We start from the raw sequence: 26,979 nt of genomic DNA on the forward strand, positions 1-26,979 counted from the left end.
TTCCCCCCGCCATCCCGTGGCGGTCCGCGCAGACGCCCTATTTCGGCTTCTGGTCGGGCGTCCTGCCGCTCATGATTTCGTATATACGGTCGCAGGCATTCGGCTCCTGCACCCGAAAGCTCCGGCGCAGGAAGATGGGGGAATTGGGTCGCATCGTGTCGGCCGAGATACGCATGAAGCCGACGATACGATCCCACGGGACCGCGCCGAATTGCGCGATCTCGGCCTCCGGCGTCCCCCAGGCGACACTGCTGTCTTCGCAATACGGGATCACATATCCCGAATGCACCACGGACACATAAATCCATCCCGTCGTGTTCTTGAACGTCGCGAAGGTAATGGATGAATCGATCGCCCTGGACGTGGAGGTAAAGCCTTTCAGAAGCTCATTGTCCGTCATGCGGCCGATATGGGCGGATTCTTTTTTTACGATCTTCCGCCACATCGTATATTGATACAGCAACTCGTTCTGTTCTTTCGAAATGACTTCCTTGCCGTATTTCACGCCCCAATCGGCAATCTCTTCTGGGGTAAATCGACGGCCGTAGCGCCGGAACATGTAGTCGGCGAAAGCGTTGGCGACCGTCCTTTGCAGGTAGTCGCGATCCGTGCGGGTATCGGGGGGGCTGAAGCCGCCGGCCTCGAACAGGTCGGCCGGCGCCCGCTTGTCGCCGCGAAAGGTCACCGCGTTGCTGCGTTTCAACTCGGGCGTGAGCCACCAGTCGGTGGCGATCGCCGATTTGTCGCCCTGCTTCACATCCATGACGCTGGGCGTCGGGCGGACCTGGGGCTTGTAGCCCACCCCATTGGCCTGCGGCTGCGGCCCGCCGCGCGTGCCGATGGTCGGGGGGGCGTTGTGCCGCTGCCCGGGTGAGGCGCTGCCCCGCTGCGCATCCGCCTTGGGCTCGGCGATCGCCCAGGTCACCTTGATCATCTTCGCCATCAGGTCATCGACGCCCTGGACCACGTCCGGCGCGGTCTGCGGCACGATGATCGGCCAGTCGCCTTTCGGAACCTTCTGCTTACGCGTCGCGAAGCTGTAGTCCGGGCAAGGGTCGTACATGTCGAAGTCGAGCTTGATCGCCAGGGACGACCACCCCTGCATGACCTCCATGCCGGTATTGTTGGCTGGCCCATTATTCGACACAGTCACGTCGCGCTTTATATACTTGGTCACTCGCGCCCCCATTTTTTGTTATATTTTTGGCTGCCTGGACAGGAACGACCCAGCCAAGCCGTGCGGATGCTTATGTCGGTGCCGGTCCGATGACGGCCAATTTCATTTTTTTAGCAACATCATACGAGACAAGGCACCCACGGTGCCGCGCCTCTTTTTGTGCGATTTTCTACAATCTTTAGCGCCAGAGCGTGGTCCGTTTCGATACCATGCGCAAGACACGAAACCGCGCGCGACGCGGGCCCTTGCCGAAGGGTATCGGCCCTTGCGGCTCATAGGCCGCCGATGCTGCATACCCCCGCAACGGCGCGGCCGCCCTGGTCACACACCCTGGCAGGCCCCGGGCAAAAGCGTCAGAGGCGCCCCCGCCCCGGCAGGGCCATATGGATATGCCGCTTCAGCGGCACCGGGACGCCGGCCTTGTCGCAGGGTTGCAGGATGCGGCGCGGGATGTCGGACAGCGACGCCAGGGTGCCGCCCTTGGGCTGCGAATACCCGGCGATGGCGATGCTGGTCAGCCCGGTCCTGGCATCGAACGCCGTGACCCGCCCCCAATCCCCGGCCCGGCCAAAGGCATAGGGGCCGGTTTCATCCGACTTCAGCAGCACCATGTCGCCAGGCTCATAGGCCGTCACAAAGGCCTCGCCACTGTCTTCGTAGCCGATCTTCATGTGCCCCTGCCTCCCCGGCCCGGCCCCGTGCCGTACCCTGTGGGGAGGAGCAAGGGCCGGGAGAGGTTAGCGTTTCGTGACCAAGCCCTGCGGTTTTTTGACCCCACGGCCGCCACGTTCCGGTGTAAGAGGGCGCGGCCAAGGGGCGATCTGCGCCCCGCGCCCGGCCGGACCCAGCCTATTTGTCCGAAAGACCCCGTTTCCAGGCGGGGCCTCACTTTTGTTGTAAGGAAGCCATGTCCACCGCCTGCCGTGTTCGTCGCCCGTGACGATCCAGACCGTGACCGTCCGCGCTGATGACGCCGATACCCGCCTCGACCGCTGGTTCCGCCGCCACTTCCCGCAACTGACCCAGGGCGCGCTGCAAAAGATGCTGCGCACCGGCCAGGTGCGCGTCGATGGCAAGCGGGCGGAGGCGAACGACCGCCTGTCCACCGGCATGGTCGTGCGCGTGCCCCCGCTGCCCGAAGGCCAGGCGCCCAAGGCCGCGCCCCGCCCGGTGGATGACCGCGTCGCCAAGGACCTGCAGCGCATGGTGCTGTATCGCGACGACCATGTGATCGCGATCGACAAGCCGCATGGCCTGGCGGTGCAGGGCGGCCCCGGCATCACCAAGCACCTGGACGGGCTGCTGGACGCGCTGAAGTTCGACGCCGAGGAACGGCCCCGCCTGGTGCACCGGCTGGACCGCGATACCTCCGGCGTGCTGCTGCTGGCGCGCACGGCCGGGGCGGCCGGCAAGCTCGCCGCCGCCTTCCGTGGGCGGGATGCGGAAAAGACCTACTGGGCCGTGGTCGTCGGCCAGCCGGTGCCGCCCGAAGGGCGGATCGAGATGCCGCTGATGAAGGCCCCCGGCGCCCGCGGCGAACGCATGACGGCCGCCGTCGCCGACCCCGAGGAACCCGGCGCCCGCGCGCCGGAGGGCATCCGCGCCGTGACCGACTTCCGCACCCTGGACGTCGTGCGCCACCGCGCCGCCTGGATGGAACTCAAGCCCCTGACCGGCCGCACCCACCAGTTGCGGGTGCATTGCCTGGAGGCCCTGGGCGCCCCGATCCTGGGCGACGGCAAATACGGCGCCTCGGCCGCGCATATCGAGGGGTTGCCCGGCGCGCTGCACCTGCACGCACGGGGCATCAAGCTGCCGCACCCGATGGGCGGAACGCTGGAGGTGGAGGCCCCGCTGCCATCGCATATGGCGGAAACCTTCACCTACTTCGGTTTCGAGGCGCCGCGCACGCACAAGCCACGCCGCACGCCGTAAGCCTAGGGCGCGGGCGGGGTCACCACATATAAGGCGGCATGACCCTCAAGCGCCTTGCCCTGTTCCTGCTGGCCCTGCCCGCCCTGCTGCTGGCGGGCGCGGTCGCCTGGCTGCTGCTGGTCTTCGACGCCGACAGCCTGCGCCCCCGCCTGATGGCGGAGGCGGAGCGCGCGACCGGCCGCCGCGTCACCATCGACGGCCCGCTGAAACTCGGCCTGTTCCCGCTGTCGGTCGCGGCGGGGGGCGTGTCGCTGGCCAACCTGCCCGGCGGCAGCCGGCCCGAGATGCTGACCCTGCGCCGGGCCGAGGCCGAGGTCGCCTTCGGCCCGCTGCTGCGCGGCCAGGTGGTCGTCTCGGCGCTGCGCCTGACCGGCGCCGACCTGCTGCTGGAACGCCGCAACTGGATTTTTGAACGCCCGCCCACCCCCGCCGCCCCGGCCAGCGCCCCGACAGCCCCGCGTGACCCTGGCCCCGCCGCCTTCCGGCTGGACAATGTGGTGCTGACCGATGCGCGGGTCGCGGCGGCGGGCCAGCGCATCGACATCGCCCAGGCCACGCTGCGCGCCGGCACCCATTTCGCGGCCGAAGCCCGCTGGCGCGACCAGCCCTTGCGGCTGACCGCACAAGCCGGCGCCTTGACCGCCACGCCCTGGCCCCTGACGGCCGAGGCGACGGCCGAGGGCATCGCCCTGCGCTTCGAGGGCAGCGCCCCCGGCCCCGACCAATGGGACGCCGCCGAGGGCATGGCGACCCTGCGCCTGGACCGCGCCGCGCGCCTGGCCCCGCTGCTGCCGGCCGCCGCCACCTGGCCGGCGATGCAGGACATCACGATCAGCGCGGCACTCCGCCCAGGCCGGGCGATCGGCGCGCTGCGGCTGGAGGTCGCCCAGGCGGCCCAGGGCCCGGCGCGGCTGGAAATGCTGCGGCTCGCGGCCGAGGGCCCGGAGGCACCGATCACCGGCACGGCCAATCTGCGCCTCGGCCTGGGCCTGCTGGCGCTGGAGCTGACCGCCGGCCCGGCCGCGCGCTTCTGGCCCGGCCGCCCGGCGAGTGACTGGCCGATGGGGCTGGTGGCACAGGGCGAGGGGCTGACGATCACCGCCAACGGGGTCCTGGGCGCCTCCGGCGGGCCGGGCGCCGGGAATTTTGCTCTGCGCGCCGCCGATCTCGGCGCCACCGGGCGCCGGCTGGGCCTGCCCTTTCCCGCGCTGCGCGACGTCAGCGTCAGCGCCCGCGCCACGCCCGAGGGCGACGGCATCCGCCTCGCGCCGTTCGAATTGGCCAGCGCCAGCGGCGACCTGGCGGGCGACATCCTGCTGCAGCCGGGCACACCGCCGCGGGTGACGGCGCAACTCCGCGGCCAGCGGCTGGACCTGGATGCGACGATGGCGGCGCTGGCGGTGCCGATCCCGGCCGCACCCGCAGCGCCGGCCGCCCCGCTGGTGGCCCCCCCGCTGCCGCGCCCCGGGCCGGCGCGGGTCATCCCCGACCTGCCGCTGCCGACCGACTGGCTGGCCCGCCTGCCGGTGGCCGGAGAGGCTGGGCTTGGCCTTGGCGAGCTGGTCTGGAACGGCGTGACCTACCGCGACCTGGACCTGCGGGCCGTGCTGGCCCCGGGCAGCGCGATCCTGGACCCCTTCGCCGTCACCCTGCCCGGCGGGCAGGTCGCGCTGCGCATCGAGGCCACGCCGGCCCGCCTGGCCCTGCGCGCCAGCACCCAGGACCTGGATACGGCGGCGTTCGAAACCGCCTACGGCCTGCCGCGCCGGCTGTCCGGCCCGCTGGAACTGGACCTGGACCTGGCCGGGCCGGCCGGCGGCCTGCGCGCCTGGCTGGCCGGGGCCAGCGGGCACCTGGGGCTGGCGATGCTGGGCGGGCGGCTGGAACCGGCGATGGTCGCGGGGATTCCGCCACAACTGCTGTCGCTGCTGCTGCCGGGCGGCATGCCGGCCGAAGGCATCGCGCAACGCTGCACCGCGCTGTGGCTGCGCATCGGCGATGGCGCCGCGCGGATCGAGACCCTGCTGGTCGAGGGCGCGCTGGGGCGCCTGGGCGGCACCGGCGCGATCGGGCTGGCCGACGAGGCACTGAACCTGCGCCTGCTGCCCGACCTGCGCCTGGGCCAGGTGAACGTGCGCGCGCCGGTCGGCGTGGTCGGCACCCTGGCGGCCCCCCGGGTCGGCCAGGTCGATGCGCGGGGCGCCGCCGCCGGGGCGCTGGGCGCCTTGCTGTCGCTGCAACGCACCCCCGACCGGCGCCTGGGCGCGCTGGCGGAAGACCTGTCGAACGGCGGCCCGGCGCTGCCGGACTGCGCCCCCGCGCTGACCGCCGCCCGCGGCGGCCGCGCCGGCCCGGTGCCGCCCCCGCGTGATGCCGAGCCCGCCCCCCGGGTCACGACGCAGGATCTTCTGCGCGGGTTGCTGGGGCGTTGAGGTCCGTCTAAGCGCGGCACATGAAGCGCTTCTGGACCAAGGTCGAGGTCACCTCCATCCCCGGCGGCTACGGCCTGACCCTCGACGGGCGGCCGATGCGCCTGCCGGGCGGTGGTGCGCTGACCGTGCAAGGGGCCGCGATGGCCGCCGGCGTGGCCGCCGAATGGCAGGGCGTGACGGGCGAGTTCACCTGGGATTCGCTGCCGCTGACCCGGCTGGTCGGCACCGCGCAGGACCGCATCGCCCCCGATCCGGCACCGGTGGTCGATGCCCTGGCCGTTTATGGCGAGACCGACCTGCTCTGCTACCGCGCCGAGGATCCGCGCCTGGCCGCCCGCCAGGCCGCGACCTGGGACCCGTTGCTGGACTGGGCGGCCGACACGCTCGGCGCCCGGCTGCGCGTGACCCAGGGTGTCATGCCGGTGGCGCAGGATCCGGTGGCACTGGCCGCCCTGCACGCCGCCGTGGCCCGGCAGGACGCCTGGAGCCTGGCGGCACTTGGCATACTGGTGCCGTCGCTCGGCAGCCTGGTGCTCGCCCTGGCGCTGGTCGAAGGCCGGTTGTCCGTGACCGAGGCCCTGGCCGCCGCCCGCATCGACGAAGCCTTCCAGCAGGATTTTTGGGGGGTGGATGCCGAGGCCGATGCCCGGGCGGAAGCCGTGGCGGCCGATGTCGCGCTGGCGGCCCATCTGTTCGCCTTGTCGCGCGAGGCCTGACTTTTTGCGTTGCGAAACGGCAGCCTTGCTGCCATAAGCCCCAGGTCGGCGGGGTTCATCCCGCCCATGCCGCGCCCATCGCGTGATCGGACGCCCCACGACACCCCAAAAAACAGTGGGTCGGGGCTCTCCGGGTGGGACCCTTTTTTCATAAGGGGTGGCGGCCAATCACCCCGCAGCCGCCCCGCACCACGCTTGGGTTGCCGCACGCGCCATGCCGCTCGGGTATGGCCGACAGGACTCTCGTGACCGATACCATTACCTTCGCCTCCCTCGGCCTGGCCGAACCCCTTATGCGTGCCGTGGCCGATGTCGGCTTCGTCGTGCCAACCCCCATCCAGGCCCAGGCCATCCCGGCGGCACTTGCCGGCCGTGACGTGCTGGGCATCGCCCAGACCGGCACCGGCAAGACGGCGGCCTTTGGCCTGCCGCTGCTGCATCGCCTGCTGAACCAGGGCGGCCGCCCGCCGCGCGGTGGCTGCCGCGCGCTGATCCTGTCGCCGACCCGCGAACTCGCGTCGCAGATCGCGGCCGAACTCAAGTCCTACGCCCGCCACACCGGGCTGACCCATGCGGTCGTCTTCGGCGGCGTGCCGGAAGGCCCGCAGAAGCGGGCCATCATGGCCGGCGTCGACATCCTGGTCGCCACCCCCGGCCGCCTGATGGATCACATGAGCCAGGGCACCCTGCGCCTGGACCACGTGACCACGCTGGTGCTGGACGAAGCCGACCAGATGCTGGACCGCGGCTTCCTGCCCGCCGCCCGCAAGATCGTGGCCCGCGTGCCGGCCGCCCGGCAGACGCTGTTCTTCAGCGCCACCATGCCGACCGAGATCGACCGCCTGGCGGCCGAAATGCTGCGCGAGCCCGTGCGGGTTTCCGTCGCCCCGGTCGCGACCACGGCCGAACGGGTTGACCAGCGCGTCATCCACGTCGGCCGCGACGGCAAGCGCGCCGCCCTGTCGGCACTGCTGGCCGCCGAGGGCGTCGGCCGCGTGCTGGTGTTCAGCCGCACCAAGCATGGCGCCGACCGCATCGTGAAGCAGTTGGAGCAGGACGGCGTCCAGGCCAACGCGATCCACGGCAACCGCAGCCAGAGCCAGCGCGAAAAGGCCCTGGCCGCCTTCAAGGCCGGCACCGCGCCGGTGCTGGTCGCGACCGACATCGCCGCGCGCGGCATCGACGTGCCGGGCGTCACCCACGTGATCCAGTACGACCTGCCGGAAGTGCCGGAAACCTACGTCCACCGCATCGGCCGCACCGCGCGCGCCGGCGCGTCGGGTGAGGCGGTGGCGCTGGTCAGCCCCGACGACATCTCCCTGCTGCGCGCGATCGAGAAGCTGACTCGCCAGCAGGTTCCCGCCTCCGGCGACGTGCCGCTGCCGGGCGCGCCCATTCCCAAGCCCGCGCCGCGCGGCCAGGGCCGGCAGCAGCAGAACCGCGGTGGCGAACATCGTGGCGGCGGCGGCGGACGCGATCCGCGCCGCGCGGCGGCCCCCGCGGGCCACGCCCCGGCGCGGCGCCCCGATGCGCCCCGTCCGGCCGCCCCGCGTGGCGCGCCAGGTGGTGCCGGCCGCCATGCCTCACCGTCGGCCCCGCGCGAAGCGGCCGAGGGCCGCAAGGACCGTGGCTGGCGCGACCAGGATTTCCGTGACGGCGGCGCGTCGGACGGCGGCAATAGCGAATTGCCGGCCTTCCTGCGCCGCGGGCGGTAGGACCCAGCATCGTCCGGGCGGCAACGCTCGGGCGGGTTGCGGCATGCTGGGGAGGTTGCGCCATGGAGAGGGCTTCGCCCCCTCCAGACCTCCCCCACCAGGGGCCGCCGCCCCTGGACCGGCGGGATGTATTGGTAAAATAAAGGGAGGGGCATCGCTGGTGCGCCCTACGCGAGACGCGGTCTCGCCCCTCCCTTTATTTTACCAAATCCCGTGGGTTCCAAGGGGCCACGGCCCCTTGGTGGGGAGAGTTTGAGAGGGGCGAAGCCCCTTTCAAAGCGCGACTTCCCCATTATTCAGAAATTCCAGCGGACCGTCGGCGCTTCGTCGAAGACGATTCCCAGGGTCTGGCCATAGGCCCGCGCCCGCACGGCCAGGCGCGACACCGCCCCCCCCTGGCCGTTCGAGCAGCGCTGGCATTGCGGCCTGAACAGCAGGTCCGGCAGTTCGATATCGAGCGCCAGGAACAATTGTCGAAATCCTTCGCTGACCAAAAACTTCGGCACCACATGGTCGGCGATGTAATAGGGGCACGGATACTCTGTCCCGCAGGTATGGCAGCCGCCGCGCCGGACATTGCCGCCGATGGTCTGGATATCCAGCCCCTGCACCGGGCTGACGAAGGGTCCCGTCGCCGCGACGCAATTCTTTCGGATGCCGATGGTATGCGGTGACTTGGTGCCGGTCAGCAGGGACTTCTGCGTGCCGGTCAGGTCATCGATGAAATCGGGGATATCCTTGTTCGCCATGTTGGAGATCTGCGCGACCAGCGGTGCCTGCTGATCGCTGCAGCGCTTGCATTGCGGGAAGAGGTAGGTCTTGTCCCGCGTCTCCAGGCAGTCGCGCGCGAGTTTCGGCAATTGGGTCGGCGGGCAATGGTCGCCGGTCCAGGGCTGGTCGCGATCTGTCTCGGCATGGGTCAGGCAGGTGTGGCAGCCATGGGCCAGGCCGATCACCTGGACCGCGGTCTTGACCGCGAAGCCGGCATCGAAGCGATAGGTCTGCCAATCGCCGGTCAGCACCGCGTAGGTCTGCTCGTCGTCCACGCCGGTCCAGGCCGCGTCCGAGGAACTGGACGCGAACTCGGCCTCGATCAGGTCCTTGATCGCCAGGCCCTCGGCGCTGATGTCCAACTTGGCGCGCTTGATGCGGTTGTCGACCTGGACGGACAGGCGCCCGCTCTTCCGCTTGAGCTTGTTCTCCGACATCGCTCGCGACCTCCCGCAGGTCCATCCCGGTGTGCGGTACGCCCGCAGGGGCGCCACGGTCGGCGACGCTATCGTTCGGCTTAGGGTTTTGCACAGGACATTCGCGTATGCGGGGCCGATTGCCGCGGTGCACAAAACTGTCTCTGGTCTTCTGGTCGGGGCGCCCCATATGTTGCGCTGCACCATACTGGAGTGCCTTAGCATGCCCGACACCAACCAGCCTGACACCACGCAGTCCCAGGACCTGCCGAGCTTCGCCGCCGATGGCGCGGCGATGACGCCGGTCCTGCCTGGCAAGCCGCGGGAAACGCCCGAGGCCGACGCCGAGGGCCCCTCGACGGCCGACTGACGCAACACATCGGGCCGCGCGGGCAATCCATTCGCGCGCGCGGCCGGAGATGCAGGCGGTCGAAACCGCAAAAACCATTCAAATTCAAATATTTGCGGGTACCGGCGCGTGGACCCCGCGGCGTTTTGCCTGGCATTCGCCCCGCCGCTAGGCCCGGCCCCATTGCCGCCAAGCGCGCCGCCCCATCCAAAACCCCATCAGCACCCCGCCCGACACCCCCGCCAGCGGCATGACCCCGAAGGCGACGCCCATGGCAAAGGCGCCTTCGCGTTGGGACACATCCAGCGCCGCCCCGATGGCCCCGGCGACGACCACGCCCAGGATCGCGCCGCCGATGGCCCCCAGCACGAACCCAACCGCACCGCGCAGCAGCGCCCGCCCCAACCGCGTCGGCCGCCCGCCCTGCGTCGCCCCCAGCAGTCCGCCCCCCGCCATGGTCGCCGCGATGATCGCCCACATCGGCGCATCGGAGGACCACAGGCTGGTCGGCAGCAGGGTCGCCCGCGCGACCATGTAGAGCAGGAAGCCGGCCGGCAGCCCCAGCACCGCCCCCACCACCAGCCCGGCGACGGCGGCCGTGGCCGTCCCCGCCGGCTGTCCCGCCGGCAGCGGCGGCGGCCCCAGCCTGGCGCGCATCGCTGTCAGGCGATGGAACAGCGCGTCGCCATCCCCATCGGGATCCGCGGCGTCGATCAGCGCGGCGAAAGCCGGGCGCTCGGCGGCGGGCAGCCTGGCGTCGATCTCCCGCACCAGGGCATCGATCGAGGGGCCAAGAACCTCGCGCCGCTGCCGCGTGATGATGTCGATGCGGCTTGGTGGATCGTCTGGCACGCGGCATCAGACGACGCCCATCCGGCCGCGTCCAGCAGCGTCAGCCGAAGGCGCCGGGCCAGGCGGCGCGCAGGGCCGCGTCCAGATCGGCCATGGTCGCGGGGATGCCCAGGTCGCGCAGGCTGGTCACCCCATGCTGGCGGATGCCGCAGGGCACGATGCCGCCGAAATGCGACAGGTCGGGCGCGACGTTCACCGCGATGCCGTGCCAGGCGACCCAGCGGGTGATGCGCACGCCGATGGCCGCGACCTTGTCTTCACGCCCGCCGGGTCGTGCGACCCAAAGCCCGATCCGCCCCTCCCGCCGTTCCGCCACCACGCCGAACCGGGCGAGTGCGGCGATCACCCAGCCCTCCAGCGCCTGGACATAGGCGCGCACGTCGCGCGGCGGGATGGCGCGGCCGTCGCGGGTCAGGTCCAGCATCACATAGGCGGTGCGCTGCCCGGGGCCGTGATAGGTCCATTGCCCGCCGCGCCCGGCGGCGAAGACCGGGAAGCGCGCGTCCAGCATGCCCTCGGGCGTGGCGGAGGTGCCGGAGGTATAGGTCGGCGGGTGTTCGACCAGCCAGACCAGGTCCCCCGCTGTTCCGGCCCGGATGGCGGCGGCCCGGGCGGCCATGGCGGCCAGCCCCTGGGGGTAGGGCAGCAGGCCGGGTGCAGTTAGCCACGCGGGGCCAGTTGAACCATTCCCTGTCATCGGCTATGCCCCGCCACTCTGCGGTCGTGGCGGAATGGTAGACGCGCCAGCTTGAGGTGCTGGTAGGGGCAACCCTGTGGAAGTTCGAATCTTCTCGACCGCACCAGTTTTTGTTCCCGCGTTGCCTTGATCGTCTCACCCGCCCATCTTGCGGGAAGGACATAGGGGACCGGCATGGACGAAGATTTCCGCAAGGCAGCGCTGGACTACCACCGCCTGCCGCGGCCGGGCAAACTCTCGCTCGAACCCACCAAGCGGATGGCGACGCAGCGCGACCTGGGGCTTGCCTATTCCCCCGGTGTCGCCGCCGCCTGCGATGCGATCGTGGCCGACCCTGAGGCCGTCTGGGACCTGACCACCCGCGGCAACCTCGTCGCCGTCATCACCAATGGCACGGCGGTGCTGGGCCTCGGCGCCATCGGCGCGCTGGCCAGCAAGCCGGTGATGGAGGGCAAGGCCGTCCTGCTGAAGAAATTTGCCGGCATCGATTCGATCGACCTGGAGGTCGAGGAACGCGACCCGCAGAAATTCATCGAGGTCGTGGCCCCGCTCGAACCCACCTTCGGCGCCATCATCCTTGAGGACATCAAGGCCCCCGAGTGCTTCATCATCGAGGCCGAGTTGCGGTCGCGGATGAAGATCCCCGTCTTCCACGACGACCAGCACGGCACTGCCATCACCGTCGCCGCCGCCATCGTCAACGGGCTGGTGCTGCAGGGCAAGAAACTGTCCGAGGTGAAGGTCGTCAACACCGGCGGCGGCGCCGCGGCGCTCGCCTGCCTCGACCTGCTGCTGAGCATGGGGCTGAAGCGGGAAAACGTCACCGTCTGCGACATCCTGGGCGTGGTCTACGAAGGCCGCACCGAACAGATGGACCCGTGGAAGGCGAAATACGCCCGCGTCACCAACGAACGCACCTTGGAAGACGCGCTGCCGGGCGCCGATATCTTCCTCGGCCTGTCCGCCCCGCGCGTGCTGAAGCCGGAATGGCTGCATCTGCTGGCGCCAAAGCCGCTGGTGCTGGCGCTGGCCAATCCGGAACCGGAAATCCTGCCCGAGGCGGTGCGCGCCGCGCGCCCCGACGCGATCGTCGCGACCGGCCGCACGGATTATCCGAACCAGGTCAACAACGTCCTCTGCTTCCCCTTCCTGTTCCGGGGCGCGCTGGATGTGCGGGCGACCACGATCAACAAGGAGATGACCATCGCGGCGGTCGAGGCCATCGCGGGCCTGGCGCGCAAGGAAGCCAGCGAGGCCGTCGCCTCCGCCTATGGCGGTTCCGCGCCGGTCTTCGGGCCGGACTACATCATCCCCAAGCCCTTCGACCCGCGGTTGATTCTTGAGGTCGCCCCGGCGGTCGCCAAGGCCGCCGCCGAAAGCGGCGTCGCGCGCAAGCCGATCGAGGATTTCGCCGCCTATCGCAGCGAATTGGAACGCTTCGTCTTCCGCTCCGGCAACCTGATGCGCCCGGTGTTCGAAGCCGCCCGCGCCCAGCCCCGCACCGTCGTCTATGCGGAGGGCGAGGATGAACGGACCCTGCGCGCCGTGCAGACGGTGCTGGACGAGGGCATCGCCGAACCCATCCTGCTCGGCCGGCGGGAGGTCATCGAATCACGCGCCCATGCCATGGGGCTGCGGATGGATTTTTCGGAAAGCGTGCGGATCCTGGATCCGGCGCAGGACCACGCGGTGTTCGATCCCCTGGCGAAAATCTACCAGGTGAAGGTTGGCCGCCGCGGCATCCCGCCCGATGCGGCGGAACGCGCGGTCGCCGGGCGGCCGACGGTCGCGGCGGCGTTGCTGCTCGAAGCCGGGTTGGCGGATGCGGCCATCTGCGGCGGCACCGGCGAATGGATGCGCCACTGGTACCAGGCGCATGACGTGATCGGCCAGGCGGATGGCGTGTCGCGTGTCTATGCGCTGTCGGCGCTGATCCTGCCGCAGGGCCACCTGTTCTTCGTGGACACGCACCTGGTGCTGGACCCGACGGCGGAACAGATCGCGGAGATGACCCTGCTCGCGGCCGAACAGGTGCGGGCCTTTGGCATCGTGCCCAAGGCGGCGCTGCTGTCGCATTCGTCCTTCGGCGCATCCCACGCGCCGGGGGCCAAGAAGATGCGGGTGGCGCTGCGGCTGATCCGCGCCGCCGCGCCCGAGCTTGAAGTGGATGGCGAAATGCACGCCGACGCGGCCCTGGTCCCGGCGATCCGCGACAAGGCGGTGCCCGACAGCCGGCTGACGGAGACCGCCAACCTGCTGGTCATGCCGGGGCTGGATGCGGCCAACATCAGCCTGAACCTGCTGAAGGCGGCCAGCGACGGCTTGATGGTCGGCCCGCTGCTGCTGGGGATGCGCAAGCCGATCCATGTGCTGGTGCCGAGCGTCACCGCGCGCGGCATCGCCAATGTGACGGCGCTGGCGGTGGCCCAGGCGCGGCAGTAACCGTCGGGGGGAAGGGCGCGCCTTGAGAGGGGCTTCGCCCTCTCCATGGCGCAACCTCCCTCCATCACGGAAACGTCACGTCGCAGACGATCGGCGCGTGGTCGCTGCCGCCCAGGGCCAAGGCATTGGCCATGGTATTGCTGCCGGGCAGCAGCGTGAGCGTCGCGCCTGGCGGTCCGATGACGTGGCACCAGCCATCTTCGCTGCCCAGCGCCACGCCGCCGTAGATATGGGCGACCGCCGCGGGGCTGATGTTCAGGTCGCCGACCAGCAGCGTGCGGGCCGGGAAAGGGCCGGCGCCGCAGAGGAATTTCTTGAACAACAGGTTCGCCGCGACCGCGACCTCGCCGCCGGATCCCTCGCCGGCAATCCCCTCATTGCCCGTCGCCAGGCCGAGGCGCGTGAGGGTGGTGTCCCCGCCGAGTGGGGCGTGCCAGTGGTAGATCGTGACCTGCGCCAGCCCGTCGGCCACCCGGACCATTTTTGGCCGTCGATGCGCCAACAGGTCGGCCCGCCGTTGGATCGGCCCGGTCAGCTTCTCTTCGCACAGGATGCGATCGGTGATCACGGGGCGGTTGGCGGTGCCGCCGAGCAATTTGCCCTTGGATCCGCGGATGATCGATGCGTGCTTGCCGGGTGCGAAGACCCATTCGCGGACATCCGGATTGAAGGCGTAATTCAAATCCGCGGTTTCGCCTGGCGGGTATGGTAAAATTCCCAGTGGCGCAGTCAGGACATTGTAATAGGCACCCCGCCCGACGCCGCCCCCGCCTGTGACCGCCGGGCCAAGGAAATTCCCTTCGCCGAAGGCCGTCCTCAGCACCTTCTTGTTGGCGCTGCCCAACGCGGCATCCGCGTCGACCAGCAGCATGCTGGCGTAGGTGTTCTTCTCGGATTCCGCCGCGGTGTAATTCTTCGATCCCTCCTGCAGGAAAGCGTAATTGATCGCGTTGGCGGTCTTGTAGGTCTCAAGCCTTGCGCGCTTGACCAGGTCGTCCATCCCAAGGCAATTCCACGTCATCACGCGAATCATCGAAGCCCGCCCCAAGATGGTTGCCGCATCGACGCTACCGGCGCGCCCCTGGCGGCTCCAGGCACCGGCACATTCACAATCGAGACCTCACGCATAATTGGGCCGTTCGCGTGTGACAACGGTCGGCAGGCCGCCCAGGTGCTAGGCACCCAGGCCGCAACGCCCCATATGCGCTGCATGGCCGATACGCCCGCCAAACGCACCGATCCCGCCGTCGCGGCCTTCCTGGCCAAGGTCGCCGCCATGCCGGCCGTCCGCACCGCCGGCACGCCGGGGCGGCTGATCTTCGCCCTCGATGCCACCGCCAGTCGCCAGCACAGTTGGGACCAGGCCTGCCATCTGCAGGCCCAGATGTTCCACGCGGCGGCCGAGGTCGGCAGCCTGGCCGTGTCGCTCTGCTATTTCCGCGGCTTCATGGAATTCGCCGGCACACCCTTCCTGACCGATCCCGATGACATGACGCGGCGGATGACCGGCGTGCGCTGCCTGGGCGGCCAGACGCAGATCCTGCGCGTGCTGCGCCATGCCATGGCGGAAACCACGAAAACCCGCGTCAACGCCCTGGTCTTCGTCGGCGACGCGGTGGAGGAGGATGTGGACGCGCTGTGCCACGCCGCCGGTGAACTCGGGTTGCGTGGCACGCCGGTCTTCGTCTTCCACGAAGGCGGGCATCCGATCGCGGCCAATGCCTTTCGCCAGATCGCCCGCGTGTCCGGCGGGGCCTATGCGCCCTTCGACGCCGGCAGTGCGGGGGCCTTGCGCGACCTGTTGCGGGCGGTGGCGGTCTTTGCGGCCGGCGGGCGGCGGGCGCTGGCGGCGCTGGCCGGGCCGGCGGCCGCGCGGATCGCTGGGCAATTGCCGGCGCCGGCGCGCTGATGGCCTGGCTGGCCCTGGGCGGCGTCGGGCTGATCGCGGTGTTGTTGCTGCTGCGCGGCTTTGCCAACGCCCCCCCGGCCGCGGTCCGGCGTGGCGGGGCTTGGCTGCTGGGCGGGCTGGGGTTGGCGATCGCGCTGCTGCTGATCGTCTCCGGCCGTGCCGGCCAGGCCTTTGGCGCGCTGGTGCTGTTCGGGCCGCTGGTCCTGCGCTGGTATCGGTCCTGGCAGCAGGCCCGGACCTTCGCCACCGGCGGGCGCGCCCATGCGGGCGGGGTCAGCACGGTCGAAACCGCGACCCTGACCATGACGCTTGATCACGATAGCGGCACCATGACGGGCGCGATCAGTCGCGGCGACCATGCCGGGCAGTCGCTGGCCGACCTGGCGCTGCCGCAGGTCCTGGCGCTTTTGGCCGATTGCCAGGCCAGTGACCCGGAAAGCGTACCGCTGCTGGAAGCCTGGCTGGACCGCGCCGACCCCGACTGGCGCGACCAGCCACAACCGCCGCGTGCGGCCGGCGGGGCCATGGACCGGACCGAGGCACTGGCCATCCTGGGCCTGCCCGACAACGCGACGCCCGAGCAGATCAAGGCCGCGCATCGGCGCCTGATGGCCCAGGCCCATCCGGACCGGGGCGGCAGCGATTGGCTGGCCGCGCGGATCAATCAGGCGCGGGACCTTCTTCTGGGCGATTGATAGCCCCGGCTTGCCCGTTGGGGGGGCAGCGTGGCACTCCTTCCTCAACCCACGCCAGCCAAGGAATTGCCGTGTCGATCAAGCCGCTCAGGAAAGCCGTGTTCCCCGTGGCCGGCCTCGGCACCCGTTTCCTTCCCGCCACCAAGCAGATGGCCAAGGAAATGCTGCCGGTGGTGGACAAGCCCTTGATCCAATACGCGGTTGAGGAAGCCCGCGCCGCCGGGATCGAACAGTTCTGCTTCGTCACCGGCCGCGGCAAGACCATGCTGGTGGATCAGTTCGACGTCGCCTACGAGCTGGAACACGTGCTGCGCGAACGCAACAAGACCAAGGAATTGGAGATGTTGCACGCCCAGGCGCTGCCGCCGGGGGCCATCGTCTCCACCCGCCAGCAGGTGCCGCTCGGCCTCGGCCACGCGATCTGGTGCGCCAGGTCCTTCATCGGCGATGAACCTTTTGCGATCCTGTTGCCCGACGACTTGATGCAATGCGACGTGTCCTGCACCAAGCAACTCGCCGACGCCTATTACGCGACCGGCGGCAATGTCGTGGCGGTCGAGGAAGTGCCGCGCGAGATCGTCAACCGCTACGGCGTCATCGCCCCCGGCGCCACCACCGGCAACCTGGTGGAAATCAAGGGCCTGGTCGAAAAGCCCAAGGTCGAGGAAGCCCCATCGAACATCACCGTCATCGGCCGCTATGTGCTGATGCCGGAGGTGATCGGCCACCTGTCGCGGATGGAACGCGGCGCGGGCAATGAAATCCAACTGACCGACAGCATGGCCAAGCTGATCGGCGCCCAGCCCTTCCATGGCGTGCTGTATGAGGGCCGGCGGTTCGATTGCGGCGACAAGATCGGCTATCTGGAAGCACAGATCGCCTTCGCCCTGAAGCGGCCCGAGATGGCGGATGCCGTCCGCGGCTTCCTGAAGACCTATACCTGATTCCCCTTGAGGACTCCTCCGGCATGACCAGCTTTCGCCACGACTTCCACCCGACATCCCTGCGCGAATACGACATCCGCGGCATCGTCGGCCAAACGCTTTCGGCCGAGGACACGTTTGCGATCGGCCGCGCCTTCGGCACGATCGTGGCGCGCAATGGCGGCAGCCATGTCGTGACCGGGCGTGACGGGCGCTTGTCGTCGCCGATGCTGGAGGCGGCGCTGATCGAAGGGCTGATGGCCAGCGGGATGAAGGTCACCAGCGTCGGCTGCGGCCCGACGCCGATGCTGTATTATGGCCTGTATCACTTCGGTGCCGATGGCGCCGCGATGATCACCGGCAGCCACAACCCGCCGAACTACAATGGCTGCAAGATGATGCTGGGCAAGAAGCCCTTCTTCGGCACGCAGATCCAGGACCTCGGCCGCATGGCCGCGACCGGCGATGTCGTGACGCCGGACCAGCCGGGCAGCCAGACGAGCGTCGATCTGCGCCAGGACTACATGCACCGCATGTTGAAGGATTACGACGGCGGCGAGCGGAAGCTGAAGGTGGTCTGGGATCCGGGCAATGGCTCGGGCGCCGAAATCACCCGCATGATGGTCAAGCATTTGCCGGGCGAACACATCGTCATCAATGGCGAAATCGACGGCAATTTCCCGAACCACCACCCCGACCCGACCGTGCTGAAGAACCTGGAGCAGATGATCGCCCAGGTCCACGAACACGGCGCCGACCTGGGCATCGCCTTCGACGGCGACGCCGACCGCATCGGCATCGTGGACAATGAGGGCGTGATGTTCTTCGGCGACCAGCTGCTGGTCGTGCTGGCGCGCGACGTGCTGCGCGATCACCCCGGCGCCACCATCATCGCCGATGTGAAGGCCAGCCAGTTGCTCTTCGATGAAGTCGCCAAGGCCGGCGGCCAGCCGCTGATGTGGAAGACCGGGCATTCGCTGATCAAGGCCAAGATGGCTGAAACCGGCGCCCCCCTGGCCGGCGAAATGTCGGGCCACGTCTTCTTCGCCGACAAGTGGTACGGCTTTGACGACGCGCCCTATTCCGCCATCCGCCTGCTCGGCATCGTCGCGCGCATGACCGGCAAACTTTCGGATGTGCGCCACGCCTTCCCGGTGCTGCTGAACACCCCCGAACTGCGCTTCAACTGCCCCGACGAACGCAAGTTCGACGTGGTGGCGGAGGTGAAGGCGCGCCTGGCCGCCGAGGGTGCCAAGGTCAACGATGTCGATGGCGTGCGCGTGCTGTCCGACGATGGCTGGTGGCTGCTGCGTGCCTCCAACACCCAGGCGGTGCTGGTGGCGCGTGCCGAAGCCTCGACCGAGGCCGGGCTGGAACGGCTGAAGGCGCAGATCGCCGCCCAGGTCGTCGCCAGCGGGCTGACCGCGCCCGATTTTTCGGGCGAGAACGCCGGGCACTAAGTGGGCTGGCCGCTCTTCGTCTACGGCACGCTGCTGGATGCGGCGGTGCTGGCGGCGAAAAGCGGCGATCCCCGGCTGCCGTCGCGCGCCCGCCCCGCCTGGGTCGATGGCATGCGCCGCGTGGCGTTTCGCGGCACGCCCTACCCGACCCTGCTGCCGGGGGTGGGGCGGGTCGCGGGCCGCCTGGTGCGCCCCACGCCCGCCGCGCTGCGGCGGCTGGCGGTCTATGAAGGCCCCGCCTATCGCCTGCACCCGTTGCGCGTGACCACGCCGCGCGGCCCCGTCAGGGCGCGCGCCTGGATGGTCGCCCGGCGCCACGCCGATCCGGCAAAAACCTGGAAGCCTGCCGCATGATCCTCGAAGGTCCCCGCGTCACCCTGGCCCCCTTGGCCGAGGGCGATCGCCCCGCCTTTGCCGCGATCAACGCCGATCCGGCGGTGATGCGCCATTTTGCCAGCGCCATGACCCGCGCCGAAAGCGATGCCTTCCAGGACCGGATCGCGGCACATTTCGCGGAACACGGCTTTGGGTTCTGGGGGGTGTTCGATCGGCGATCGGGCGCGCTCGCGGGGCTCTGCGGCCTGGCGCATATTCCCTGGGACGCCCATTTCACCCCGGCGGTCGAAATCGGCTGGCGCCTGGCACCGGCCTTCCAAGGCCAGGGCCTGGCCGAGGAAGCCGCCCGCCTGGCGCTGGCCACCGGTTTTGGGCAGTTGCGGCTGCCGGAGATCGTGGCCTTCACCGTGCCGGCGAATACCCGCTCCGTCGCGCTGATGCGCCGCCTCGGCATGGTCGCCGATGGCGGCTTCGACCATCCACGCCTGCCGCCGGACCACCCGCTGCGGCCGCATCTGCTGTACCGGCTTTCACGAGCCGACTGGGTCGCGCGGGTGTTTTCCTAGCTGTTTGGTCCCGGATTTTGATGGTGCAGTCTTCTCCAGCAGGTGGAAGGAACAGGACAACAACCTGCGGCGCCCCGCGAAGATCCAACAGATGGGCCTCCAGGAGATTGCGCTCGACCCGCGGGCCGTGCGGTCCCTTCTGGCCAAGATCAGCGCCCCCGCCCAGTTCGGCGGGCCGTTAGACACATGCAGGTTGGGATTACCCTTGACAGTGGTTGCGACTTGAAACACCTTTTGCATACGTATGCAGGGAGAGAGCAATGATTTACCACTTGAAGCGGGGCCGCGACGCCCAGGCCGCGGCGAACGACGAGGCCCAGGTTCGCACGACAGTCGAGGGAATCCTCGCTGATGTCGCAAAGCGCGGCGACGCCGCCGTGCGCGAGCTCTCCGTCCGCTTCGACCGTTGGGACCGCGCGGACTACCGCCTGACCGACGCCGAAATCCGCGACTGCCTTTCGCAGCTCTCCACCCGCGACCTTGAGGACATCCGCTTCGCGCAGGATCAGGTGCGCAACTTCGCCCAGGTCCAGCGCGACGCGCTGCGCGATGTCGAGGTGGAGACGCTGCCCGGCGTCGTGCTCGGGCACAAGAACATCCCGGTCAATGCGGTCGGCTGCTACGTGCCGGGGGGCAAGTATCCGCTGCTCGCCTCGGCGCATATGTCGGTGCTGACGGCGAAGGTCGCCGGCTGCGCGCGGATCGTGACCTGCGCGCCGCCCTTCGAGGGAAAGCCGGCGCCGGCGATCGTCGCCGCGCAGCACCTGGCCGGCGCGGATGAAATCTACTGCCTGGGCGGCGTGCAGGCGATGGCCGCCATGGCACTCGGCACCCAGACGATCGCGCCGGTGGACATGCTGGTCGGTCCGGGCAATGCCTATGTCGCCGAGGCCAAGCGCCAGCTCTTCGGCCGCGTCGGCATCGACCTTCTCGCCGGCCCGACGGAGACGCTCGTCATCGCCGATGAGACGGTGGACGCCGAGATCTGCGCCACCGACCTGCTGGGCCAGGCCGAGCACGGCCCGAACTCCCCCTCGATCCTGCTGACCACGTCGGAAAAGCTCGCGCGCGAGACGATGCGGGAGATTGAGCGCCTGCTCGGCATCCTGCCCACCGCCGGCATCGCCCGAAAGGCCTGGGAGGATTTTGGCCAGGTCATCCTCTGCGATTCCGAGGAGGAGATGGTGCGCGAGGCCGACCGCATTTCCTCCGAACACGTGCAGGTCATGACGCGCGATCCCGATTACTTCCTCGCCAACATGACCAATTACGGCGCGCTGTTCCTCGGCCCGCGCACCAACGTCGCCTATGGCGACAAGGTGATCGGCACCAACCACACGCTGCCCACGGGCAAGGCCGCGCGCTACACGGGCGGGCTCTGGGTCGGCAAGTTCCTCAAGACCGTGACCTACCAGCGCGTGCTGACCGACGCGGCCTCGGCGCGGATCGGCGAAGTCTGCTCGCGGCTCTGCATGCTGGAGGGCTTCGTCGGCCACGCCGAGCAGGCGAACGTGCGCGTCCGTCGCTACGGCGGGCGCAACGTGCCCTACGGCCAGGCGGCGGAGTAGCCGGCCGTGGAGCTTCCCGCCGGACCCTCCTTCCGGCTCGACGGCAGGCGCGCCCTGGTCACGGGCGCGGGGCGCGGGATCGGGCTTGCCGCCGCGGCGGCGCTCGCGGAGGCGGGCGCGCATGTGACCCTCGCCGCGCGCTCGGCCGGGGAGATCGAGGCGGCGGCAGCGGCGATCCGCGCCCGTGGATGGGCGGCGGAGGCGCTGGTCCTCGACGTGACGGACATCGATGCGGCGGCGGGCGCCGTCGCCGCGGCGGCGCCGTTCGACGTGCTGGTGAACAACGCCGGCACGAACCGGCCGAAGCCTTTTACGGAGGTGACGGCCGAGGATTTCGACGTGGTGATGGGCCTCAACCTCCGCGCCGCCTTCTTCCTGGCGCAGGCGGTGGCGGGGCGGCTGCTCGGCGCGGGGCGGCCGGGTTCCATCGTCAATATCTCCTCCCAGATGGGTCATGTCGGCGCGGCCAGGCGCTCGATCTACTGCGCCTCGAAATGGGCGATCGAGGGGCTGACCAAGGCCCTGGCGGTCGAGCTTGGGTCGGCCGGGATCCGCGTGAACACGGTCTGCCCGACCTTCATCGAGACGCCGATGACCCGGCCCTTCCTCGCCGATGCGGGTTTCCGCGAACAGGTGCTGTCCAAGATCAAGCTCGGCCGGCTCGGCCGGGTGGAGGATGTGACCGGCGCGATCGTCTATCTCGCCTCCGACGCCGCGGCGCTGGTGACGGGCAGCGCGCTGCTGGTGGACGGGGGCTGGACCGCCGAATGAGCGCGCGGCCGCCTAGGCCACCTGGGCGGCCGGTCAATGCCCATGAGGTGGCGCGGCTCGCGGGCGTGTCGCAGTCGGCGGTCTCGCGGACCTTCACGCCGGGCGCGAGCGTCGCGCCGGCGATGCGCGAGAAGGTGCTGGAGGCGGCGCGGGTGCTGGGCTACCGGCCGAACCTGATCGCGCGTTCACTGATCACGCGCCGCTCGCGCATCGTCGGCGTCGCGGTCGGCTACCTCCGGAACCAGTTCTACTCGGAGGTGCTGGAAGTGCTGTCGGAGCGGCTCCAGGCCCGGGGCTACCACCTGTTGCTCTTCATCGCGCCGCAGCGTGGCGACGCCGACCCCCAGCTTGAGGAGGTCCTGCACTACCAGGTGGACGCGCTGGTGCTGCTCTCCGCCACGCTCTCCTCGCGGCTCGCGGCGGAATGCTGCGCCAACGGCGTGCCGGTGGTGCTGTTCAACCGCACCACGCGCGGCGCGGGGATCGAGAGCGTCACCGGCGACAACCTGGCGGGCGGGCGCCGCGTCGCGGAATTCCTGGTGGCGGGCGGGCATGAGCACTTTGCCTTCGTCGCCGGGCTTGCCGATTCCTCGACCGGGCGTGACCGCGAGCGCGGCTTCCGCGAGGGGTTGGCGGCGCATGGCGTCACGCGGATCGAGCGTGTCGAAGGGGACTATGACTTCGAGCAGGCGGGTCGGGCGGCGGATGCGCTTTTCGCGCGCCCGCAGCGGCCGGACGCGGTGTTCTGCGCCAATGACCACATGGCTTTTGCCGTGATGGACGCGGCGCGGCGCCGGCATGGGCTGCGGGTGCCGGAGGATGTGTCGATCATCGGCTTCGACGACGTCGGCCCGGCGCATTGGGCTGGCTACGACCTCACGACCTACTCGCAGCCGGTCGGGCCGATGGTGGAGGCGGCGGTGGCGCTGCTGGAGGCGCGGCTGGCGGATTCCGCGGCGCCGGCGCAGCACGTGGTGGTGCCGGGCGAGCTTGTCGTGCGCGGCTCGGCGCGCGTGCCGCGCGACATCGTCGCGTGCGAGGGGCGCCGGGTATGGCGCGGCGACGCCGCCCCGGCTGGTAGCCCCAGCGGCCGCAATGCGGCGCAGAGTGATCTCGAGGCTTTCAGCCCTGAAAACGGAGGCAGGTGACGTCGGAGGTCGCTATCGGAGCGGGGCATGACGAATGCGGCCGACCCGATGGAGGACTTTGAGACAGGGCGGCACCTGCTGTCCTTTAGGCTGGGCCCATCTATCGCCTCGCCATCGGCGGCACTAGCCGTAGATGCGACGCACGACACGCTCCAGCAGCGCAACCATCGCGAATTGTGCCAGCCCGATAGCGCAGAGCAGCGCGACGGCAGCCAGGATCAAGGCGGTCTCCGCCTGTGCCCCGGCAAAAAGGATCAGGTAGCCGAGGCCCCGCTGCGCCGTGATGAACTCGCCGACGATCACGCCGATCATCGACATGGTCACGGCGATCTTCATGCCCGCGAAGATGTGCGGCAGCGCATAGGGAAAGCGAATGGTGCGGAAGACCTGCCAGCGCGTCGCCGACAGCGAATTGGCAAGGCGCAGCATGTCCGATGGGACTTCCGACAGCCCCTGCGACGTCGCGACGACCAGGGGGAAGAAACTGATGAAGGTCGCGAAGGCGAGGCGTGACGGTGCGCCGATGCCCAGCCAGACGATGAAGAGCGGGGCCAGGGCGACCTTCGGGATCAGTTGGAAGATCACCAGGTGCGGGTAGATCGCCTCCCGCAGCAGGCGCGAATAGGTGATCGCGACGGCCAGCACGATGCCCAGCGCCGTAGCGATCGCGAAGCCCAGCAAGGATTCGACGAAGGTCGGCCAGGCGTGCTGCAGCAGCAGCGGCATGTTGTTCGACAGGATCAGCCAGACCGCCTTTGGCGGCGGCAAGATGACCGGCGGAATATTCCCGTAAGCGACCACCAGGTGCCAGGCGAGCAGACACAGCAGCGCAGTCGCGATCGGCAACAGCACCCCGCGAAGCCAGACGAGCCGGCGCAGCAGGGATGTGGTGGCCGGGCGGGTCATGCCGTCACCAGCGGCTGCATGCTGGCCTCGATCAGGCGGCGCAGATCGGCGCAGATCGCGGTGAACTCCGGCGTATCGACCAGTTCGGCGCGGCGTGGTCGTGCGAAGGGCATGCGCAGGTCAGCGATCACCGTGCAGGGGCGCCGCCGCATGACGATGACGCGGTCCGACAACAGTGCTGCCTCGCGGATGGAATGGGTGACGAAGACCGCTGTGCGGTGCGGCTCGCTATCCCACAGGCGCAACATCAGCATGTTCATCTCGTCGCGCGTGATGGCGTCGAGCGCGGAGAACGGTTCGTCCATCAGCAGCAAGGCCGGGTCCTGCGCCAAGGCACGGCAGAGCGCGACGCGCTGGCGCATGCCGCCCGACAATTGGGCGGGGCGGCGGTCATGGAAGCCTTGCAGGCCGACCTGGTCCAGCAGGACGGAAGCGCGGGCGCGATAGGCCGGGATGGGTAGGCCAAGGATCTCCGCGGGGTAGAGCACGTTGGCCATCGCCGATTTCCACGGCAGCAGCGTCGCGTCCTGGAAGACGACGGCACTCTCACGTCGCGGGGCGACGACGCGCGTGCCGTTCAGCACCACCTCGCCAGCGCTCGGGGTCTCGAGTCCGGCGATGAGCATCAGCAGGGTGCTCTTGCCGCAGCCGCTGGGTCCGAGGACGGAGACGAACTCGCCCTGCGCGATGTCCAGGGAGACATGCTGCAACGCCTCGACCGGGCCCGCGGCGGCGTCGTAGATTTTCCGCAGGTTGCTGAGCCTGAGCAGCGGATCAGCCATGGCAGGTGCGGCACCTTCGGGTCTGGGGCGTCATGATCTGTCCGGCGGCAAAAGTCGAAGCATGGATATCCGCAAGGTCGCGAATAAACACAAGCGAGATATCGACATAATAATCAATATAATTCGTTCGAAAAAATAGAACACATAATACTGCCTGCATTTCGGGCGGATTGCACGCAGGTCCGAAGCAATAAGGCTTCGCGAAACACCGCGCATAGTGGTATACACCGCGTCGAATAGTTGGCATGCCGATTGCTGCATGCGCCTCCTTGCCGCAATGCCGCGGCCATCGCCGGAGCTTGTAAAGATGCCGCAGGATCTCGCCGTATCGGCCGCGCCGACCCGCCGTGCGGCGCTCGCCGGTGTTCTCGGCGCCAGTGCCGCTGCCTGGCAGCCGAAGCGCGTCTTCGGACAGAGCCTTCGCAAGGTCCGCTTCGCCATTCCCTGGGTGCCGGAGGGCTCCAACCTGCAGGCCTATGTCGCGCGCAATCGCGGCTACTGGCGGCGGCTTGGACTGGACGTGGAAATGTCCACCGGCACCGGCTCCAACAACGCCGCCCAGGCCATCGCCACCGGTCAGTTCGACATCGGCTTCATCAATGCCTCCACCCTGCCGGTGATGGCGGCGCGCGACCTGAAGCTGATCGCCATCGGCCAGTGCGACTACAAGACGACGATGGGTATCGGGGTGCTGGACGGTTCGCCGATCCGCCGGCCGAAGGACCTGGAAGGGCGCAAGCTCGGCGGCGCGCCGACCTCTTCGGAATTTCCCTATCTGCCCGCGTATGCCGCCGCGGCTGGCGTGGACATGACGAAGGTCGAACTCGTGCAGCTCGATGCCCGCGTGCGTGAGACTGCGCTGCTGCAGCGCCAGGTCGATGCCATCACCGGCGTCGGCTCCACCATGCTGTCGCAACTGGTGCCGCGCGGCGAAAAATTGCGCGTCATGCTCTACGCCGATACCGGGCTCGACCAACTGCTCGGCCAGACGATGGTGGCGACGCCGGAGGTCATCGCGCGCGACCCCGGCCTGGTCCAGGCCGTGGTGCAAGGCATGATGGAGGCGACCAAGTTCGCCGCCCTGAACTTCGACGAATCCATCGAGATCTTCCTGCGCGAAGTGCCGGAGATGGCGCTGAACCCGCGGGCGAAGGAACAGGTGACGCTCAGCCTGGGCATCACCCAGACCATGAACCTGGTGCCGGAGGTGAAGGCCCAGGGCGTCGGCTGGATGCAGGCGGACAAGTACCTGCGCATGTGGGACCTGACGCAGCAATTCGTCACCCGCACCAATACGCCGCGCCCACCGATCGAGACGTTGATGACCAATCGCTTCGTCGGCGGCGTCACCTACAGCGATGCCGAGTGGACTGCGATCGACGCCCGGCTGGCGCCTTTCAAAGCCTATTTCTCGGTCTGACCGATGCATCCGCCGCTAGCCTTCGCGTGCGCTGTCGAACCAGGCCGACAGGGCCAGCGTGGCGCGGCGCAGGCATTCGGTCATGGCGGCGGATGGGCTTCGGCCCGTGCGGATCGCGCAGGCGATCACCGAGGCTCGTGGAGGTGCCCCGAGCAGGGGCACATAGCGCAGCCCCGCGCGGAGGCGATCCGCGCCGGCGGAAAGCCGCGCCTGTAGTCCGATGCCGATACCAGCGCGCACCATGTCGCCCATCAACTCAAACGAATTGGTGGTCACCACCGGCGCAGATACCAGCCCCGCGCGGGCCAGCATGCCGTCGACGACCTGGCGCAGCCCGATATCGGCATCGGGCAGCATCAGCCGCTGCTCCGCCAGCCAGGGCAAGTCGATGGAGGCTGCATGCGCGAGCGGATGGTCGTCGCGCAGCATGACGAAAATGCGCGTGGCGCTGGAAGCCAGGACCTCCAACTCCCGTCGCGGCGTCAGGCCGGAGGCGATGATGATATCGACCTCGTCCCGGAGCAGCAGCTCCAGCAACTGGGGCGAATTGGCGGTCCGCACGTCGAAGGTCACGCCGGGATGCGTGGCGCAGAATTCGGCCATGAAATCGACAGCGAACTCTCGCCCCAACGTATCGTTGACGCCCAGCGCGATGCGTCCGCGATGCAACCCCTGCAATGCGTCGATCTCCGCGCGCGCCGTGGCGAGTTCGCGCATGGCGAGGCGCAGGCGATACATCAGCGCCTCACCCGCCGTCGTCAGCCTACAGCCGGCGCGACCGCGGCCGCGCTCGAACAGTTCGGCGCCCAGTTCCGTCTCCAGCAAGTGGATCTGGCGGTGTATGGCGCTGGCGGCGATGTCGATCTTCTCGCTCGCGGCACGGAACGAGCCATGCTGCGCGACCTCGTAGAAATAGCGCAACGCGGCCGTGTTGCTGATCTGCGGAATCAGACCAAGGCTCATGCTTTCTCCACCCTGGCAGACAGGAACGCC

Annotated in this window: 25 protein-coding genes and 1 tRNA gene; 17 read left to right on the top strand and 9 right to left on the bottom strand. The window is 69.3% G+C overall.

Annotation, left to right across the window (positions count from 1 at the left end; translation table 11 throughout):
• Positions 1-37 precede the first annotated feature (37 nt).
• Complete coding sequence (locus ACQW02_RS24090) at positions 38-1,114, bottom strand: hypothetical protein (RefSeq protein ID WP_431282454.1); 1,077 nt, start codon at positions 1,112-1,114, stop codon at positions 38-40.
• A gap of 416 nt (positions 1,115-1,530) precedes the next feature.
• Positions 1,531-1,848, bottom strand: coding sequence for a hypothetical protein (locus tag ACQW02_RS24095; RefSeq protein ID WP_431282455.1), 318 nt, complete (start codon positions 1,846-1,848; stop codon positions 1,531-1,533).
• A gap of 265 nt (positions 1,849-2,113) precedes the next feature.
• Here ACQW02_RS24095 and ACQW02_RS24100 point away from each other — a divergent pair, with 265 nt between their 5' ends.
• The 4 genes from ACQW02_RS24100 to ACQW02_RS24115 all read left to right on the top strand — a co-directional run bounded on the left by ACQW02_RS24100 (position 2,114) and on the right by ACQW02_RS24115 (position 7,975).
• Positions 2,114-3,112 carry an RluA family pseudouridine synthase gene (locus ACQW02_RS24100; RefSeq protein ID WP_431282456.1) on the top strand — a complete coding sequence of 333 codons (999 nt, stop codon included), beginning with the start codon at positions 2,114-2,116 and terminating at the stop codon, positions 3,110-3,112.
• Between the two features lie 38 nt (positions 3,113-3,150).
• Positions 3,151-5,544 (top strand): AsmA family protein, encoded by a 2,394-nt coding sequence (locus tag ACQW02_RS24105; protein WP_431282457.1) that lies wholly within the window; start codon positions 3,151-3,153, stop codon positions 5,542-5,544.
• Between the two features lie 20 nt (positions 5,545-5,564).
• Positions 5,565-6,260 carry an ATP12 family chaperone protein gene (locus tag ACQW02_RS24110; protein WP_431282458.1) on the top strand — a complete coding sequence of 232 codons (696 nt, stop codon included), beginning with the start codon at positions 5,565-5,567 and terminating at the stop codon, positions 6,258-6,260.
• Positions 6,261-6,487: 227 nt separating this feature from the next.
• Positions 6,488-7,975: a DEAD/DEAH box helicase gene (locus tag ACQW02_RS24115; protein WP_431282459.1), complete on the top strand. Its 1,488-nt coding sequence runs from the start codon at positions 6,488-6,490 to the stop codon at positions 7,973-7,975.
• 296 nt (positions 7,976-8,271) lie between these two features.
• Here the strand turns inward: ACQW02_RS24115 and ACQW02_RS24120 are convergent, their stop codons facing one another.
• A complete protein-coding gene (locus ACQW02_RS24120; RefSeq protein ID WP_431282460.1) occupies positions 8,272-9,183 on the bottom strand; it encodes a hypothetical protein in 912 nt (303 codons plus the stop codon).
• Between the two features lie 202 nt (positions 9,184-9,385).
• Between ACQW02_RS24120 and ACQW02_RS24125 the strand changes: the two genes are divergently transcribed.
• On the top strand, positions 9,386-9,532 hold the full coding sequence (locus ACQW02_RS24125; protein WP_431282461.1) for a hypothetical protein: 147 nt from the start codon (positions 9,386-9,388) through the stop codon (positions 9,530-9,532).
• 147 nt (positions 9,533-9,679) lie between these two features.
• On the opposite strand, the gene ACQW02_RS24130 is transcribed toward ACQW02_RS24125, so the two are convergent.
• Both ACQW02_RS24130 and lipB read right to left on the bottom strand, forming a co-directional pair.
• Complete coding sequence (locus tag ACQW02_RS24130; protein ID WP_431282462.1) at positions 9,680-10,363, bottom strand: hypothetical protein; 684 nt, start codon at positions 10,361-10,363, stop codon at positions 9,680-9,682.
• Positions 10,364-10,403: 40 nt separating this feature from the next.
• Entirely contained in the window at positions 10,404-11,060 is a 657-nt protein-coding gene (gene lipB, locus ACQW02_RS24135; RefSeq protein WP_431282463.1) for a lipoyl(octanoyl) transferase LipB, read from the bottom strand.
• Between the two features lie 20 nt (positions 11,061-11,080).
• Between lipB and ACQW02_RS24140 the strand changes: the two genes are divergently transcribed.
• Positions 11,081-11,166: transfer RNA gene (locus ACQW02_RS24140), tRNA-Leu, on the top strand.
• A 68-nt stretch (positions 11,167-11,234) separates the two neighbouring features.
• Positions 11,235-13,502, top strand: coding sequence for an NADP-dependent malic enzyme (locus ACQW02_RS24145; protein WP_431282464.1), 2,268 nt, complete (start codon positions 11,235-11,237; stop codon positions 13,500-13,502).
• Positions 13,503-13,566: 64 nt separating this feature from the next.
• Here the strand turns inward: ACQW02_RS24145 and ACQW02_RS24150 are convergent, their stop codons facing one another.
• Positions 13,567-14,502: a hypothetical protein gene (locus tag ACQW02_RS24150; RefSeq protein WP_431282465.1), complete on the bottom strand. Its 936-nt coding sequence runs from the start codon at positions 14,500-14,502 to the stop codon at positions 13,567-13,569.
• Between the two features lie 210 nt (positions 14,503-14,712).
• Here ACQW02_RS24150 and ACQW02_RS24155 point away from each other — a divergent pair, with 210 nt between their 5' ends.
• From ACQW02_RS24155 to ACQW02_RS24195, 9 genes are all read left to right on the top strand, one after another.
• Complete coding sequence (locus tag ACQW02_RS24155; RefSeq protein WP_431282466.1) at positions 14,713-15,411, top strand: VWA domain-containing protein; 699 nt, start codon at positions 14,713-14,715, stop codon at positions 15,409-15,411.
• Positions 15,411-16,106, top strand: coding sequence for a DnaJ domain-containing protein (locus tag ACQW02_RS24160; RefSeq protein ID WP_431282467.1), 696 nt, complete (start codon positions 15,411-15,413; stop codon positions 16,104-16,106). Before ACQW02_RS24155 ends, ACQW02_RS24160 begins: the two co-directional genes overlap by 1 nt.
• A gap of 71 nt (positions 16,107-16,177) precedes the next feature.
• Positions 16,178-17,050 carry a UTP--glucose-1-phosphate uridylyltransferase GalU gene (galU, locus tag ACQW02_RS24165; protein ID WP_431282468.1) on the top strand — a complete coding sequence of 291 codons (873 nt, stop codon included), beginning with the start codon at positions 16,178-16,180 and terminating at the stop codon, positions 17,048-17,050.
• Between the two features lie 23 nt (positions 17,051-17,073).
• Positions 17,074-18,489, top strand: a complete 1,416-nt coding sequence (gene pgmG / locus ACQW02_RS24170) for a phosphoglucomutase/phosphomannomutase PgmG (RefSeq protein ID WP_431282469.1) — start codon at positions 17,074-17,076, stop codon at positions 18,487-18,489.
• Positions 18,490-18,843, top strand: coding sequence for a gamma-glutamylcyclotransferase family protein (locus ACQW02_RS24175; RefSeq protein WP_431282470.1), 354 nt, complete (start codon positions 18,490-18,492; stop codon positions 18,841-18,843).
• On the top strand, positions 18,840-19,391 hold the full coding sequence (locus tag ACQW02_RS24180; RefSeq protein ID WP_431282471.1) for a GNAT family N-acetyltransferase: 552 nt from the start codon (positions 18,840-18,842) through the stop codon (positions 19,389-19,391). Before ACQW02_RS24175 ends, ACQW02_RS24180 begins: the two co-directional genes overlap by 4 nt.
• A 260-nt stretch (positions 19,392-19,651) precedes the next feature.
• A complete protein-coding gene (gene hisD, locus ACQW02_RS24185) occupies positions 19,652-20,959 on the top strand; it encodes a histidinol dehydrogenase (protein WP_431282472.1) in 1,308 nt (435 codons plus the stop codon).
• Positions 20,960-20,965: 6 nt separating this feature from the next.
• Complete coding sequence (locus tag ACQW02_RS24190; RefSeq protein WP_431282473.1) at positions 20,966-21,730, top strand: SDR family NAD(P)-dependent oxidoreductase; 765 nt, start codon at positions 20,966-20,968, stop codon at positions 21,728-21,730.
• A 65-nt stretch (positions 21,731-21,795) separates the two neighbouring features.
• Complete coding sequence (locus tag ACQW02_RS24195) at positions 21,796-22,878, top strand: LacI family DNA-binding transcriptional regulator (protein WP_431282474.1); 1,083 nt, start codon at positions 21,796-21,798, stop codon at positions 22,876-22,878.
• 123 nt (positions 22,879-23,001) lie between these two features.
• Here the strand turns inward: ACQW02_RS24195 and ACQW02_RS24200 are convergent, their stop codons facing one another.
• Both ACQW02_RS24200 and ACQW02_RS24205 read right to left on the bottom strand, forming a co-directional pair.
• On the bottom strand, positions 23,002-23,784 hold the full coding sequence (locus tag ACQW02_RS24200; protein WP_431282475.1) for an ABC transporter permease: 783 nt from the start codon (positions 23,782-23,784) through the stop codon (positions 23,002-23,004).
• Positions 23,781-24,566: an ABC transporter ATP-binding protein gene (locus ACQW02_RS24205; RefSeq protein WP_431282476.1), complete on the bottom strand. Its 786-nt coding sequence runs from the start codon at positions 24,564-24,566 to the stop codon at positions 23,781-23,783. The genes ACQW02_RS24200 and ACQW02_RS24205 overlap by 4 nt, the downstream gene beginning before the upstream one ends.
• A gap of 307 nt (positions 24,567-24,873) precedes the next feature.
• On the opposite strand from ACQW02_RS24205, the gene ACQW02_RS24210 reads away from it, so the two are divergent.
• Positions 24,874-25,986 (top strand): ABC transporter substrate-binding protein, encoded by a 1,113-nt coding sequence (locus ACQW02_RS24210; protein ID WP_431282477.1) that lies wholly within the window; start codon positions 24,874-24,876, stop codon positions 25,984-25,986.
• A gap of 15 nt (positions 25,987-26,001) precedes the next feature.
• Here ACQW02_RS24210 and ACQW02_RS24215 read toward each other — a convergent pair whose 3' ends face one another.
• Positions 26,002-26,949, bottom strand: coding sequence for a LysR family transcriptional regulator (locus ACQW02_RS24215; RefSeq protein ID WP_431282478.1), 948 nt, complete (start codon positions 26,947-26,949; stop codon positions 26,002-26,004).
• Positions 26,950-26,979: the final 30 nt, after the last annotated feature.

This window comes from Humitalea sp. 24SJ18S-53, from assembly GCF_050632385.1.
Lineage (GTDB): Bacteria > Pseudomonadota > Alphaproteobacteria > Acetobacterales > Acetobacteraceae > Humitalea.